The sequence below is a fragment of the Methyloceanibacter superfactus genome, assembly GCF_001723305.1.
Classification (GTDB): Bacteria; Pseudomonadota; Alphaproteobacteria; order Rhizobiales; family Methyloligellaceae; genus Methyloceanibacter; species Methyloceanibacter superfactus.
Genome location: NZ_LPWF01000025.1, coordinates 94,064 through 109,000 on the forward strand (window position 1 = coordinate 94,064; position 14,937 = coordinate 109,000).

Consider the following 14,937-nt stretch of genomic DNA (forward strand, 5'->3'; position numbering starts at 1 on the left):
CCAGTCTAAGTCAAGAATCTGTTGATTTTGACCGATTTTCCTAGGCCGTCTCGGCCAGCTTTCGCGGGCCTTTGCCGACATAGCTCTGCAGGGGGGCGACGGTCAGGCTGCCTTCCCGGAGGGCTTTGATAGCCTCGGTGACAGCCAGGGCGCCAGCGAGGGTTGTATAATAAGGAATGTGGTTGATCAAGGCCGACCGGCGGATCGACATGGAGTCGGCCAGCGCCTTGGCCCCTTCCGTGGTGTTGAACACGATATCGATCTCGCCGTTGGTGATGGCGTCGACGATATGGGGCCGGCCCTCCAGTACCTTGTTGACCTTCTCACAGGCGATGCCGTGCTGATCCAGATGCCGCTTGGTGCCGCGGGTGGCGATGATGCGGAAGCCCATCTCGGTGAGCTTGCGGATCGGCGCCACGACCCGGTCCTTGTCGGAGTCCTTCACCGACACGAACACCGCGCCTGACAGCGGCAGCTTGGAGCCGCCGCCGAGCTGGCTCTTGGCGAAGGCGACCGCAAAGTCGCGGTCGATGCCCATGACCTCGCCGGTCGAACGCATCTCAGGACCCAGCACCGGATCGACACCGGGGAAGCGGGCGAACGGGAACACCGCTTCCTTTACCGCGATATGGTCGAGCTTCGGCCGCTTGAGGCCGAACGCCGCCAGCGGCTTGCCCGCCATGACCTCAGCCGCGATGCCGGCGATGGGCAGGCCGATGACCTTGGCCACGAACGGCACGGTGCGCGAAGCGCGCGGGTTGACCTCGAGAATGTAGATATCGTCGTTCTGGATGGCGAACTGGACGTTCATGAGCCCCACAACGCCAAGGGCGCGGGCGAGTTCCACGGTCTGCCGCTCCATGTCGGCGATGATGGCCTCGCTCAGCGAATGGGGCGGCAGCGAGCAGGCGCTGTCGCCCGAATGGACACCCGCCTCCTCGATATGCTCCATCACGCCGCACACGAACACGTCGGTGCCGTCGGCGATGGCGTCGACGTCCACCTCGATGGCGTCGCGCAAATAAGAGTCGATCAGCACCGGGCTCTTGCCCGACACCACCACGGCCTCTGTCATGTAACGGGTGAGCTGCGCCTCGTCGTGCACGATCTCCATGGCGCGGCCGCCCAGCACATAGGACGGGCGGATGACCACGGGGAAGCCGACTGACGTGGCGATGGCGACGGCCTCCTCGGCCGAGCGCGCGATGCCGTTATTCGGCTGCCGCAAGCCCAGCCGCTCGATCAGCGCTTTGAACCGGTCGCGGTCCTCGGCCAGGTCGATGGCGTCGGGCGAGGTGCCGAGGATCGGCACGTTGGCCTTCTCCAGGGCTGCCGCGAGCTTGAGCGGCGTCTGGCCGCCGAACTGCACGATGACGCCCTTGAGCGTGCCGTTGGCGGTTTCCGTGCGCACGATCTCCAGTACGTCCTCCTCCGTCAGCGGCTCGAAATAGAGCCGGTCGGACGTGTCGTAGTCGGTGGAGACGGTCTCGGGGTTGCAGTTGACCATGATGGTCTCGAAGCCGGCAGCCGACAACGAGAAGGCTGCGTGACAGCAGCAATAGTCGAACTCGATGCCTTGGCCGATCCGGTTCGGGCCGCCGCCGAGAATGACGACCTTGCTGGCGCCCGAGGGCCGCGCCTCGCAAGCTTCGCCGCCGGGGAAGCCCGTCTCGTAGGTCGAGTACATATAGGCCGTGGGCGAGGCGAACTCCGCCGCGCAGGTGTCGATGCGCTTGTAGACCGGGTGCACGTCGAGTGCCCGGCGCAAGTCCGCCACCTCTTGCGGGGTCTTGCCGGACAGCGTGGCCAGCCGTTCGTCGGCGAAGCCCATGGCCTTCAGCATGCGGAATTGGCCGGCGCTCTGAGGCAGGCCGTGCTGGCGCACCCGCTCCTCGGCGTCGACGATGTCCTGGAGCTGGCGAATGAACCAGGGATCGAACCGGCAGGAGTCATAAATCTGCTCGTGGTCGATGCCGAGACGCAGAGCTTGCGCGACTTTCAGCAACCGGTCGGGTGTCGGCGTGCCGAGCGCGGCGCGGATGACGTTCTTGTCGTCGCCTTCGCCCAGGCCTTCGAACGTGTAGTCGTCGAGCCCGGTGAGCCCGGTCTCCATGGAGCGCAGCGCCTTTTGCAGCGACTCCTTGAAGGTGCGGCCGATGGCCATGGCCTCGCCCACCGACTTCATCGACGTGGTCAGCGTCGGCGCGCTGCCGGCAAATTTCTCGAAGGCGAAGCGCGGGATCTTGGTGACCACATAGTCGATCGTCGGCTCGAAGCTTGCCGGCGTCGCCTCGCCAGTGATGTCGTTGGCGAGTTCGTCGAGCGTGTAGCCGACCGCGAGCTTGGCGGCGATCTTGGCGATGGGAAAGCCGGTCGCCTTCGAAGCAAGCGCCGATGAACGCGACACGCGCGGGTTCATCTCGATGATGACGAGACGGCCGTCCGCCGGATTGACCGCGAACTGCACGTTGGAGCCGCCGGTCTCCACCCCGATCTCGCGCAGCACCGCGATCGAGGCGTTGCGCATGATCTGATATTCCTTGTCCGTGAGCGTCAGCGCCGGCGCCACGGTGATCGAGTCGCCGGTATGCACGCCCATCGGGTCGATATTCTCGATGGAGCAGATGATGATGCAGTTGTCGTCCTTGTCGCGGACGACCTCCATCTCGTATTCCTTCCAACCGAGCACCGATTGCTCGATCAGCACTTCGTTGGTGGGGGAGGCGTCGATGCCGCGCTCGACGATCTCCAGGAACTCTTCGCGGTTATAGGCGATGCCGCCGCCGGTGCCGCCGAGGGTGAAGGACGGCCGGATGACCGTGGGCAGACCGCAATGGTCGAGCGCCTCGAGCGCCCGGGCGAAGGCTTCCGGCGACAGCTCCATGATCGGATTGTTTTGGCCGTCATAGAGCGGCTTGCCGTCCGTATCCTTCTTCTGGCGGAGATTGCCTTTCAGGGTTGTGCCGCGCGCACGTCCAGGCCGATGCGGATCATCGCCTGACGGAACAGCTCCCGGTCCTCGGCCATGTCGATCGCCTCGGCGCAGGCGCCGATCATCTCCACGCCGAATTTGTCGAGCACGCCCATCTTACGCAGCGACAGCGCCGTGTTGAGCGCCGTCTGCCCGCCCATGGTGGGCAGCAGCGCGTCGGGGCGCTCCTTCTCGATGATCTTGGCGACCACCTCGGGCGTGATCGGCTCGATATAGGTGGCGTCGGCCAGTTCCGGGTCGGTCATGATCGTGGCCGGATTCGAGTTCACCAGCACGATCCGGTAGCCCTCTTCTTTCAGGCTTTACAGGCTTGCGTGCCGGAATAATCGAACTCGCAGGCCTGGCCGATCACGATCGGTCCGGCCCCGACGATCAGGATGGACTTTATGTCTGTGCGTTTGGGCATTTTCGGCTGACATCAGGCCCTGGCTGCGGACGCGGACCGGTTGAAATTGCGCGGTGCAGGAGCCGGGGAGGTCTTAGACCAGATTCTGGCGTGAGGGAAGCCAAGCGAAGCGGTGGAGGGCGCAAAAGTGGCGTTTTCGTGCAACTTTCGAAAGCTTCGCCACGTTACACTCTCAACTTCCGCACCGCCTGGGACCTCCATGCCAACCAAACCCCGCGCCAATACGCCGCTTTGGCTAGACCTGCTGCTCGCCTCGGGACTGATCGGGGCGGCCTACGGCGTGGATCGGCTGATCCGGCCCACGCGTCGGGCCAAGCCGGGTACCGGCGCCCATGAGACCGGCATCAGCCAGGCCCGAGAGCACCCGCAAGAGACCGTGACGCGGCGGCAGGACGCCTCATCCGCGTCCGGCCCGGTCACGGACAATGACGGCGGCGCCATGGGCGTCAGACCGTCCCAGGAGCCCGAGAGCGTGCAACGTGAACGCGCCTGGGACCCGGGCCGCGGCCGCGAGGCCAAGCATCCGCATCAAATTCCCGGCAAGGGCTGGCTGGACATCGGCTGGCGGGTGTTCAACCAGATTCAGAACGACCGCCTGCTGGCCGTGGCCGCCGGCGCGTCTTCTTATATGTTGCTGGCGCTGTTCCCCGCGATCACGGCCCTCGTGTCGCTCTACGGCCTGTTCACCGACCCCTCGACCATCACCGCGCAACTGTCTCTCCTCGACGACGTCTTTCCCACGAGCACCATCGCCATCATCGAGGAGCAGGTGACCCAACTCGCCGGCACGAGCAGCAATGCGCTCAGCTTCGGCTTTCTGTTTGGTGTCGGCCTTGCCTTGTGGAGCGCCAATGCCGGCATGAAGGCGATCATCGACGCGCTCAACGTCGTCTATGACGAGCGCGAGAAGCGGAGCTTCGTGCGCCTGACCCTCGTCGCCTTCGCCTTCACCATTGGCGGCCTCGTCTTCATCATCCTGGCGCTCGCCGCGGTGGTGGTGCTGCCGTTGGTGCTGGCCTGGTTTGGGTTGGAGTCCCGCGCCACGCAGATCATCTCGCTGCTGCGCTGGCCGGCGCTGCTCGTCGTCGTCCTGGTCTGGCTCACCGTGCTCTACCGCTACGGTCCGAGCCGTACGCGCGCGCGCTGGCAATGGCTGGGCGCCGGCAGCGTGTTCGCCACCATCGCCTGGCTTGCCGGCTCCGTGCTGTTCTCGTGGTATCTGTCGAACTTCGCCAACTACGACGCGACCTACGGCTCGCTCGGCGCCGGCATCGGTCTCATGATGTGGCTGTGGCTGTCGGTGATCGTGATTCTGGTGGGCGGGGAGCTGAACGCCGAGATGGAGCATCAGACCGCCCGCGACACCACCGTGCGGCCGGATAAGCCGATGGGTGAGCGCGGCGCGGTGGTCGCCGACACCGTCGGCGAGGCCTGGCGCTAGCGCTTAAGCCTTCTTCTTGGTCTCTTCCATCAGCTCGACGAAGCGCGTGAACAGATAGTGGCTGTCCTGCGGGCCGGGCGAGGCCTCGGGGTGGTACTGCACCGAGAACACCGGCTCGCCTTTCAGCTTGAGCCCTGCATTCGAGCCGTCGAACAGCGACACATGGGTCTCTTCCACCGTGTCCGGCAGGCTGTCGCGGTCGACGGCGAAGCCGTGATTCATCGAGGTGATCTCGACCTTATGTGTCGTGAAGTCCTTCACCGGATGGTTCGCGCCGTGATGGCCCTGATGCATCTTCGAGGTCTCGGCGCCGAGCGCGAGCCCGAGCATCTGATGACCGAGGCAAATGCCGAATAGCGGCACGCCGGACTCCACCAGCTTCTTGATCTCCGGCACCGCATAGACGCCCGTCGCCGCCGGATCGCCCGGACCGTTCGACACGAACACCCCGTCGGGCTTCCGCTCGAGGATCTCTTGCGCCGTCGTCGTCGCCGGCACCACCGTCAAGCGGCACCCCACCGTGGCGAGCTCGCGCAGGATATTGCGCTTCAGCCCGAAATCGATGGCGACCACATGGAAGCGCGGCGCCTCCTGCCGGCCATAGCCTTTGCCCCACTGCCACGCGGTCTCGTCCCAGGTGTAGCTCTGGCCGCAGGTCACGTCCTTGGCGAGGTCGAGGCCGAGCATGCCGGACCAGGCCGCCGCTTCGCGCTTCAACGCATCGCGGTCGAACGTGCCGTCCGCCGCGTGCGCGATGACGGCGTTGGGCATGCCCTTCTCGCGGATCAGCGCCGTGAGCGCGCGCGTATCGACACCGGTGATGGCGATGATGCCGCGCGCCTTGAGCCATGCGTCGAAGTCTTGGCCCGCCCGCCAATTCGACGGGGCGGTGATTGGCGCGCGCATCACGCAGCCGCGCACGCCGGATGCGGCGGCGAGGTTCGAGGTCTCGATGTCCTCGGTATTGGCGCCGACATTGCCGATATGGGGGAAGGTGAAGGTGATGATCTGGCCGGAATAGGAGGGATCGGTGAGGATCTCCTGATAGCCGGTCATCGCCGTGTTGAAGCACACCTCGCCGACCGCCACCCCCGTCGCCCCGGCGCCATAGCCCTCGATCACCGTGCCGTCGGCGAGAACCAAGAGCGCGGTCGGCACCGCGTCGGCCCAGCCGGGCATGGTTTTCGCGCGCGAGGATGAGGCCTCCGCGGCCAGAGTTTTCGTTTGGTCGGTCATGGGCGCAAAACTTGGGGCGGCTGCGTCATGGCATGCCGCGCTTGCATTCTCTTTGCGCTCTTTACGTGACGCAGGGGTCCGGGTCAATCCACAGCGCGAAATATTTTGCTGTGAAAACAATAGCTTAGATCGGCAAATTCGCTTGCGTGCGCGACCCCCCTCAATTACTTTGGGAACTTCCTTCCCTGAACACCCGTGACGACATCCATGCGCGAGACCATCACCGCCGCCTTGCACGCTGCGACCAAGGCGCGCGACGCCCGCCGCCTCTCCACGCTCCGGCTGATGAGCGCCGCCATCAAGGATCGCGACATCGCCGCGCGCACGGCCGGGTCGGAGAAGGCCACCGACGCCGAGTTGCTCGAGCTGCTCGCCAAGATGATCAAGCAGCGCGAAGAGTCGCAGAAGATCTACGCCGATGCCGGCCGCGCCGAGCTCGCCGCCCAAGAGGGCGAGGAGGTTGCGATCATCCGCGAGTTTCTTCCCAAGCAATTGTCCGAAGCGGATATGGCGAAGGCCATCGACGAGGCGATCGCCGAAGCCGGTGCGACGAGCATCAAGGACATGGGCAAGGTCATGGCGGCGCTGAAAAGCCGTTACGCCGGCCAGATGGACTTCGGCAAAGCGAGCGGCGCGGTGAAAGCCAAGCTCGGCTAACGAGGCAGCCGTTTTCAGGGCGCAGAGCCATCTGGCCTTGCGTGCCGTATCCTCTAATATTTCTCGAGGTACATAGCAGAACTAGGAAGTGACCGGGCCAGGCACCCAATAGGGAGGCGGCAATGTTGACACTTCTATATGGGGTCTTCTGTTACACTCTCTTTTTCCTGACGTTCCTCTATGCGATCGGCTTCGTTGGCAACATTGTCGTGCCGAAATCGATCGATAGCGGTGTCCCAGGCCCAGTTGCAACAGCGCTTGTGGTGAACGTCATTCTGCTCGGCCTTTTCGCCGTTCAGCACAGCGTCATGGCGCGTCCTGGGTTCAAACGCTGGTGGACGCGGTTCCTGCCGGCTCCGATCGAGCGAAGCACTTATGTGCTCTTATCGAGCCTCGTTTTGATCCTGTTGTACTGGCAATGGCGGCCGCTGCCGGATGTGATCTGGGCGGTGAGCAATCCAATTGGCGCGGGCATTCTCACGGCGTTGTTCTGGCTCGGTTGGGCCATCGTGTTGGTCAGCACGTTCTTGCTCAGCCACTTCGACCTGTTCGGATTGAAGCAGGTATACGCGCATTGGCGGGGAACCAAAGCCGAGCCGCCGCCCTTCAGCACGCCACTATTCTATCGGTACGTTCGCCACCCGATCTATTTCGGCTTTCTGCTCGCGTTTTGGGCCACGCCCGTCATGACGGTCGGCCATTTGCTGTTCGCGGCGGCGACGACCGGCTACATAATCATCGGCATCTTCCTGGAAGAACGCGATCTCGTTGCCGTCCATGGCGAGACCTACGTTAATTACCGGCGTCGTGTGTCCATGATTGTGCCGATGCCGCCCAAGAAACACTGATACTGACAAGGCGCTTGAGGGCGAGAGCCTGAGTCCAATCCCGTGGAGTCCTCGCGCGGATGAAGCGCGTTGAATCGCGGCTCTTGCCGCGCGCGCATCTGCACATTGTCAGTGCACGATCTAAAAAACCAATCGACTCTTCGGAAAAGTCCTGCGGCAGCGGGCCACGCGGCAGTATGTCTTGCACTGCAACATAGATTTGTCGCGATGCAGCACTACATATGGTGCAGCGCAGCACGGAGTGATTCTGTGCTGAACACGTCGATTTGGAGGCCTACCGATGAAGCTGCGAACCCTGAAACGTCTTCCCATCGCCACCGCGAACTTGCTGGCTGCTCTCGCCTTGGTGGCCATCTCGGCGACCATCGTGTCCGCCGCCGACGACCGGGCCAATCTCGGCCCTGTCGGTCCGCACGAGCCGATCCTCGCCACGATCGGCGGCAAGCGTCTGATCGCCTATTACGAACAGAGCGGCGAAGGCTGCGCGGTGAGCGCCGTCGTCTTCGACACCGCGGCGACCGGTGGCGGTCACGAGTCGACGCGGGTGCGCGTGATTCTGCGTCCCGGCGAGCTCTTCCAGCTCGAAGCCGTCGAGAACGAGCAGGTCGTGCTCACCTGCGGCCCCAAGGCGCGCATCCTCACCGTGCTCAATCGCGGTGAGCTGCTGACCAAGGCTGCCAGCGTCAACTAACTCCGAGCTGCGAGCGCGGGGAGGCCGATGAGCCGGGCGGTGCGAAAGCGCCGCCCGGCGCTTTTTATCTACTATTGCGGCGAGCCATTTTTCTTGTGGCGAAGCGGTGAGCGCGGCAGCATGGGCTCCGGGTTTCAACCATCCTAGGGAGTCATGGAATGCGATTCTTGAAGTTCACCGCGTTGGCGCCGCTCGCGGCTCTTTGCTTGTTGTCGACCGAGGCTCCGGCTGCCCCAATCGCTTGTCAGCTCGCCGAGGTCTATGCATGCACGGCCGCCGGCTGCCAAAAGTCTTCGCCGCAGGCGAATAATCTTCCTGCCGCCGTCGAGCTCAACGTCAAGCAGAAGAATCTGTTCTCGGGCCTGTTCGGCGGAGAGGGGATATTGCATTCCGGCGACGTTTACGAAGACGAGAAGGTTCTCATACTCCACGGCCGCAGAGCCCTTCAGACCTGGACCGCGGTCGTGGACAAGACCACGGGCTCCTATTCGGGATCGGTTTCTCAGATCGGTCAGAGCTTCACGCAGTTCGGCACCTGCACGGGTATCGAATAGCTCGTTCCGAGCTTGCGCCGCAGGCGATTTGAGCCGGGTGGAGCGGAATCACTTCGCCCGGCTTTTCTATGCGGGCGGCTTGGTGCGGCGCTTGAGCAGGTAATAGAGCGCGAAGCCGCCGATCGCGAGTAGCAGCAGTCCCCCGGCCCAGGCCAGCGGCGTGCCGTACCAAGAGATGAGGGCGATGCCCGCGGCGGGCGCGGTGACGATGGCCACGATGTCGGCGATGTCGATATCGAGCATCCACCACACTACGATCGCCACAAGCGCGAACAGGGCAAGTGCTACGACGAGGATCGTTTCCATCGGGCTCCGTCGAACCTTCCTCTAAAGCTCACTCCGTGGGCGCGGCAGGGTCTTCGCCCGTCTCGCCGCGCCACACGCGATACCAGGCGATGCCGCCGACGGCGATCAGCGCGACCCCGAACACCACGGCGGACATGTTGTCGGAGAAGAGATAGAGAAGCCGGCGCCGGCAGCGGCGCGGCGATCCCGACCACCTGGTTCGGGACGTCCTTGCCGCGCATCGCCCAGACCGCGAAAGCCGCAAACACGGCGATGACCAGGAACGGCACATAGATGATGATGTCGGACATCGGCATTCCCCTCTTAGGAACTATCTCATGTCATAGCGCAGCCGTCCCGGCCACCCGCCATTTCGCCGCCGTCGGAGCCATGGTCGGGGCCAAGTGAAGCGCTTTCGTTCCCAATTTGTTCGCAAACCGGTGGATAATGGGTATGACCGCGAATCGCGGCGCGCACCGCCAGCCATTTAGGGCCCACTGTCCAACCGATGAAGTTCTCCGATTCGTTTCTCGATGAGATCCGCGCCCGGCTCCCCGTGAGCCAGGTGGTGTCGCGCCGCGTCCCGCTGAAGCGGGCAGGGCGCGAGTGGAAGGGCCTGTCGCCTTTCAACAAGGAGAAGACGCCGTCCTTCACGGTCAACGACCAGAAGGGCTTCTATCACTGCTTCTCCTCGAGCAAGCACGGCGACATCTTCACCTTCCTCATGGAGACGGAGGGCTTGAGCTTCCCCGAGGCCGTCGAGCGGCTGGCGGGCGAGGCGGGCGTGCCCATGCCCGCGCCGGATCCGCAATATGAGCACACGGTGAAGGAGCGGCTCGGCCTGCGCGATGCGCTGGAGGCGGCGGCCAAGCTGTTCGAGGAGGCGCTGCGCGCACCCTCCGGCCGCGAGGCCTTGGCCTATGCGGAGAACCGCGGCATCTCCCGCGACACCATCAAGGAATTCCGCATCGGCTATGCGCCGGGTTCGCGCGAGACGCTGAAGGCCGCGCTCATCAAGCAGGGCTTCACCGAGGCGCAACTGCTCGACACCGGCTGATCATCAAGCCGGACGACGGCCGCCCGACCTATGACCGCTTCCGCAACCGGCTGACCATTCCCATTCTCGACGCCAAGTCGCGGGTCATCGCCTTCGGCGCCCGGGCGCTCGACCCCGACGCCCAGCCCAAATATCTGACTCGCCGGAGACCAGGCTCTTCGACAAAGGCTCGATGGTGTTCAACTTCGCCCGCGCGAGGGTCTCCGCCTTCGACAAGGGCGAGTTGATCGTGGTCGAGGGCTATATGGACGTGATCGCGCTGCATCAGGCGGGCTTCAAGAACGTGGTCGCCACGCTCGGCACCGCCTTCACCGAGCGCCAGATGGAGGTGCTGTGGCTGCTGGCCCCGGAGCCGGTCATCTGCTTCGATGGCGACAAGGCGGGCGAGGCCGCCGCCGCCCGCGCCGTCGACCGCATGTTGCCCCATTTGCGCGAAGGTCATTCCTTCCGCTTCGCCTTCCTGCCCCATGGCCAGGACCCCGACGACCTCGTGCGCGGTTCGGGGCCCGCCGCCTTCGCCGGGTGCGTCTCGGGCGCGCGGCCGCTCATCGACATGCTGTGGACGCGCGAGACCTCCGCGGCGAGCCTCGACACGCCCGAGCGCGCGCCGCCTTCGAGGCGCGGCTCGAGACCCTGCTCGGCCAGATCGGTAATGCCCGGGTGAAGGACCATTACGCGCGCGAGGTGAAGAACCGGCTGTTCGCCCTGTGGCGGCCGGGCCCAGCGCGCGACCGGGGGTCCGCGCCGCGCCAAGGTACATGGCAAGGAGCGCGGCAAGGAACACGGCAAGGGACGCGTCCCGGGATGCGCCGGGTCGAGCAGCGCGAGATGACGCCGCTCTCCTCGGCTTACGGCTTTGCCACCATCGTCACCCTGGCGCTGGTCAATCACCCCTGGCTGCTCGATCAGTTTGCTGAGGAGGTGGCGAGCGTCGAGGTGCAGGATAGTCGCTCGCGGCCCTGCTCGGCGACCTCACCCGAGCCATCTTCGACGATCCCGCCATCGACCGGGCCCATCTCGTCGACAAATTGTTGAAGGGGCCCCATGCCAAGCTTCTGGAGCGGCTGTTCTGGGAGAGCCCGTTCAAACGCATCGCGTTCCTCCAGCCGGAAACCAAGCCCGCCGACGTCACCGAGCAGTTCGCCGACGTGATCTATCGCTGGCGGGCGCTGCCGACGCTCAACCGAGAGCTTGACGAGAGCGCCACCGACCTGGCCGACATGTCGGAGGCTGAGTTCGAGCGTTTCGCCGCCCTCCAGCAGCAGGTGGCGGGCATCGGGCAGCACCACGAGGCCGACGACGCCGGCGAGCGGGACGCCAATAAGCGCTTCCAGGACATGCTGGCCCGCCTCAAGCGCGAGCCTCTATCCAAGGGCCGCCGCTCCGAAAAGCGCCATTAGAGCAAGGCTCGTGAAACCCTTCGCAAGGGAGTAGAGTTAATGCCTCGCGCTTGGCCAAGTCCACGGCGGGCCCTTGCTTGGCTTGGCCCTCCCGCATGGAGGGAAGAGGGGATGCAGCACCTTCCGCGTCTTGCCGCAGTCTTGCTCACGGCTGCTGTCCTTTGCGCCGCGGTTGCGCCGGCGCGGGCCGGTGTGCTCATCCAAATCGACAAGCCGACCCAGACCATGACCGTGACGGTCAACGGCGCGGTGCGCTATCGCTGGCCCGTGTCCACCGGCGCCACCAAATATTCGACGCCGGCCGCGCTTACACGGCCTTCCGCATGGAGCGCATGCACTACTCCGAAGAGTGGGACAATGCCGGCATGCCCCACTCGATCTTCTTCACCACGCGCGGCCACGCCATTCACGGCTCGAACCATCCCGGGATGGGCACCCCGGCGTCCCATGGCTGCGTCCGCCTCTCGCTGCCGAACGCCGCCACGCTTTACCAGCTGGTCGAGGCGCAAGGGATGACCACCACGAAAGTCGTCGTGCGCGGCCCCGATCCGCCCGGCTACCACGCCCCGACCGACATCCCGACGGCGGCATCGCCGCGCCGGAGGCGGGGCGGGGGCTGGCCCTTTGGCGGCCTGTTCGGACGCTGACAATCCGGCCTCGAACTTGCGCCTCTCCGGCCCGGTGTTTCACACGGGCTCCAGGAGAGCGAAAAAACCTTACTGGCACGGAGTTTGCGGCCTTGACAGGGAGGGTGCTCCTCGCCAAGTCATGCCTGATGGCGCGAGGGTCCCCCGCGCGAACACCGCATTGGCGGAAATGCGCGGATATAACCCCCGCGTCCAAAGGCCCTAATTTCAAAGGTGCCGACGATTTCTGGCGTTGCCGAAAAGGCAGAAGAGCGAAAGTAACGGTGTGTCAAAGCCCGTATCTCTTGTTTTCTAAGCTGGATTTTCTGGGAGAATTGCAGACGACCCGAGGTTGGCGCCAGTAGACGAAATCGAGAAAAGCGCCCAATCGGCGGCTCATGCTTAATTGACGATTAAGGGACAGCCCGTTAATCGCTTCTCGGACGTGCCGTTATCGGGCGTCCCCGACCACAAGTTGCGAGAGGCCCCTGTCTCTCTCTGGGATTTGACCGGCGCCCCATCATGGGTGAGCGCATCGGAGTGACATGAATGGCAACCAAGACCGCTGAAGCCGAAGAGCAAGTCGAGACCCCGGCCGAGACTCACGACGGCCCCGTGCTCGATATGTCTGACGCGGCAGTCAAGAAGCTGATCAAGACCGCGAAGGCGCGCGGCTTTGTCACCTATGACGAGCTGAACGAGGTCCTGCCCTCGGAGGAGGTGTCTTCCGAGCAGATCGAGGACACCATGTCCATGCTCTCCGACATGGGCATCAACGTGGTCGACAGCGACGAGGCCGAGGAGGCGGAGAACGCCGCCGACGGGCCCGAGGGCAAGGCCGTGGCCGCGCCCACGCCGATCGCCAAGGCCGAGACCACCACCAAAGAGCCCACCGACCGCACCGACGATCCCGTGCGCATGTATCTGCGCGAGATGGGCACCGTCGAGCTTTTGTCGCGCGAGGGCGAGATCGCCATCGCCAAGCGCATCGAGGCCGGCCGCGAGGCGATGATCGCCGGCCTGTGCGAAAGCCCGCTGACCTTCCAAGCCATCATCATTTGGCGCGACGAGCTGAACGAAGGCAAGATTCTGCTCCGCGACATCATCGATCTCGAGGCCACCTATCAGGGCCCCGACGCCAAGCAGGTGGCCTCCCAGCCGCTGCCCGGCGAGGAGCCTAAAGAGGAAGAGGGCAAAGCCAACGGCGACGCCACCGAGGCCAAGACCGAGGACGGCGAAGAGGGCGAGAAGAAGGAAGGCGAGGAGGACGATTACGACGACGACGATATGGAGAACTCGTTGTCGCTGGCCGCCATGGAGGCCGAGCTCAAGCCGCAAGTGCTGGAGACCTTCGACCTCGTCGCCACCAACTACAAGAAGCTTCGCCGGCTCCAGGACCAGCTCGTCGAGAAGGCCCTCAAGAATGACAGCCTGTCGACCTCTCAGGAGAAGCGCTACAAGGCGCTGAAGGACGAGATCGTCGCCGAGATCAAGTCGCTGTCGCTCAACAACAACCGCATCGAGTCCCTGGTCGAGACGCTCTACGACATCAACAAGAAGCTGCTCGGCTACGAGGGCCGCCTGCTGCGCCTCGCCGAAGGCTATGGCGTCAAGCGCGACGACTTCCTCGGCGAGTATCAGGGCAATGAGCTCGACCCCAACTGGCTGCGCCGCGTCGGCCGCCTGAAGAAGAAGGGCTGGGCCGACTTCATCCATGACGAGCGAGGCATGGTGAAGGAGCTGCGCTCCGAGATCCACAGCCTCGCCACCGAGACGGGCCTCGAGATCTCCGAGTTCCGCCGCATCGTGCATATCGTGCAGAAGGGCGAGCGCGAGGCGCGCATCGCCAAGAAGGAAATGGTGGAGGCGAATTTGCGCCTCGTCATCTCCATCGCCAAGAAATACACCAACCGCGGCCTGCAATTCCTCGATCTCATCCAGGAAGGCAATATCGGCCTGATGAAGGCCGTCGATAAGTTCGAGTATCGCCGCGGCTACAAATTCTCGACCTATGCCACGTGGTGGATCAGGCAGGCGATCACCCGCTCGATTGCCGACCAGGCGCGCACCATCCGCATCCCCGTGCACATGATCGAGACCATCAACAAGATCGTGCGCACCAGCCGCCAGATGCTGCACGAGATCGGCCGCGAGCCGACCCCGGAGGAGCTCGCCGAGAAACTGGCCATGCCGCTGGAGAAGGTGCGCAAGGTGCTCAAGATCGCCAAGGAGCCCATCAGCCTCGAGACGCCCATCGGCGACGAGGAGGATTCCTATCTCGGCGATTTCATCGAGGACAAGAACGCGGTGCTCCCCATCGACGCCGCCATCCAGTCGAACCTGCGCGAGACCACGACGCGGGTGCTTGCCAGCCTCACGCCCCGCGAGGAGCGCGTGCTGCGCATGCGCTTCGGCATCGGCATGAACACCGACCACACCTTGGAAGAGGTGGGCCAGCAGTTCAGCGTCACCCGCGAGCGCATCCGCCAGATCGAGGCGAAGGCGCTGCGCAAGCTGAAGCACCCGAGCCGCTCCCGCAAACTCCGGAGCTTCCTCGACAACTAGCCTCGCGCTCAAGTAGCGAAGCGGTAGCGCATCTTAGAACCCTGCTCAAGTAGCGAAGCGGTAGCGCTTCTTAGAACCCCGCTCAAGTCGCGAAGCGGTAGCGCATCTTAAGAAGCCCGCCGCCCGGTCTCGCGTTAAGCGGCCCAATCGTAGGCAGGCTCAATGTCCGACGGCTGGAA

The 14,937-nt window shown here is 64.4% G+C and carries 11 protein-coding genes and 3 pseudogenes; 11 read left to right on the forward strand and 3 right to left on the reverse strand.

Annotated elements, in window-relative coordinates; genetic code table 11:
• Nucleotides 1-40: 40 nt before the first annotated feature.
• A pseudogene (carB, locus tag AUC69_RS08370) lies at nt 41-3,398 on the reverse strand (carbamoyl-phosphate synthase large subunit).
• A gap of 199 nt (nt 3,399-3,597) precedes the next feature.
• On the opposite strand from carB, the gene AUC69_RS08375 reads away from it, so the two are divergent.
• Nucleotides 3,598-4,839 carry a YihY/virulence factor BrkB family protein gene (locus AUC69_RS08375; RefSeq protein ID WP_069441753.1) on the forward strand — a complete coding sequence of 414 codons (1,242 nt, stop codon included), beginning with the start codon at nt 3,598-3,600 and terminating at the stop codon, nt 4,837-4,839.
• Nucleotides 4,840-4,842: 3 nt separating this feature from the next.
• On the opposite strand, the gene carA is transcribed toward AUC69_RS08375, so the two are convergent.
• On the reverse strand, nt 4,843-6,018 hold the full coding sequence (carA, locus tag AUC69_RS08380; protein ID WP_069441840.1) for a glutamine-hydrolyzing carbamoyl-phosphate synthase small subunit: 1,176 nt from the start codon (nt 6,016-6,018) through the stop codon (nt 4,843-4,845).
• Nucleotides 6,019-6,282: 264 nt separating this feature from the next.
• Between carA and AUC69_RS08385 the strand changes: the two genes are divergently transcribed.
• The 4 genes from AUC69_RS08385 (at nt 6,283) to AUC69_RS08400 (ending at nt 8,825) form a co-directional block, all read left to right on the forward strand.
• Nucleotides 6,283-6,732: a GatB/YqeY domain-containing protein gene (locus AUC69_RS08385; protein ID WP_069441754.1), complete on the forward strand. Its 450-nt coding sequence runs from the start codon at nt 6,283-6,285 to the stop codon at nt 6,730-6,732.
• A gap of 122 nt (nt 6,733-6,854) precedes the next feature.
• Nucleotides 6,855-7,580: a methanethiol S-methyltransferase gene (gene mddA / locus AUC69_RS08390; protein WP_069441755.1), complete on the forward strand. Its 726-nt coding sequence runs from the start codon at nt 6,855-6,857 to the stop codon at nt 7,578-7,580.
• Between the two features lie 280 nt (nt 7,581-7,860).
• Nucleotides 7,861-8,271: a hypothetical protein gene (locus AUC69_RS08395; protein WP_069441756.1), complete on the forward strand. Its 411-nt coding sequence runs from the start codon at nt 7,861-7,863 to the stop codon at nt 8,269-8,271.
• A 158-nt stretch (nt 8,272-8,429) separates the two neighbouring features.
• Nucleotides 8,430-8,825, forward strand: coding sequence for a hypothetical protein (locus tag AUC69_RS08400; RefSeq protein ID WP_069441757.1), 396 nt, complete (start codon nt 8,430-8,432; stop codon nt 8,823-8,825).
• 66 nt (nt 8,826-8,891) lie between these two features.
• Here AUC69_RS08400 and AUC69_RS08405 read toward each other — a convergent pair whose 3' ends face one another.
• Complete coding sequence (locus tag AUC69_RS08405; protein WP_069441758.1) at nt 8,892-9,131, reverse strand: hypothetical protein; 240 nt, start codon at nt 9,129-9,131, stop codon at nt 8,892-8,894.
• A 487-nt stretch (nt 9,132-9,618) separates the two neighbouring features.
• Between AUC69_RS08405 and AUC69_RS08410 the strand changes: the two are divergent.
• The 6 genes and pseudogenes from AUC69_RS08410 to rpoD all read left to right on the forward strand — a co-directional run bounded on the left by AUC69_RS08410 (nt 9,619) and on the right by rpoD (nt 14,758).
• A pseudogene (locus AUC69_RS08410) lies at nt 9,619-10,394 on the forward strand (DNA primase).
• Nucleotides 10,340-10,831 carry a toprim domain-containing protein gene (locus AUC69_RS08415; RefSeq protein ID WP_069441760.1) on the forward strand — a complete coding sequence of 164 codons (492 nt, stop codon included), beginning with the start codon at nt 10,340-10,342 and terminating at the stop codon, nt 10,829-10,831. The pseudogene AUC69_RS08410 and the gene AUC69_RS08415 overlap by 55 nt, the downstream one beginning before the upstream one ends.
• A 140-nt stretch (nt 10,832-10,971) precedes the next feature.
• On the forward strand, nt 10,972-11,202 hold the full coding sequence (locus AUC69_RS17005; protein ID WP_141700678.1) for a hypothetical protein: 231 nt from the start codon (nt 10,972-10,974) through the stop codon (nt 11,200-11,202).
• Entirely contained in the window at nt 11,199-11,567 is a 369-nt protein-coding gene (locus AUC69_RS17420; protein ID WP_069441762.1) for a hypothetical protein, read from the forward strand. The genes AUC69_RS17005 and AUC69_RS17420 overlap by 4 nt, the downstream gene beginning before the upstream one ends.
• A gap of 225 nt (nt 11,568-11,792) precedes the next feature.
• Nucleotides 11,793-12,214: pseudogene (locus AUC69_RS18470) on the forward strand (L,D-transpeptidase).
• Between the two features lie 528 nt (nt 12,215-12,742).
• Entirely contained in the window at nt 12,743-14,758 is a 2,016-nt protein-coding gene (rpoD, locus tag AUC69_RS08435) for an RNA polymerase sigma factor RpoD (RefSeq protein ID WP_069441764.1), read from the forward strand.
• The last annotated feature ends 179 nt before the right edge of the window (nt 14,759-14,937 follow it).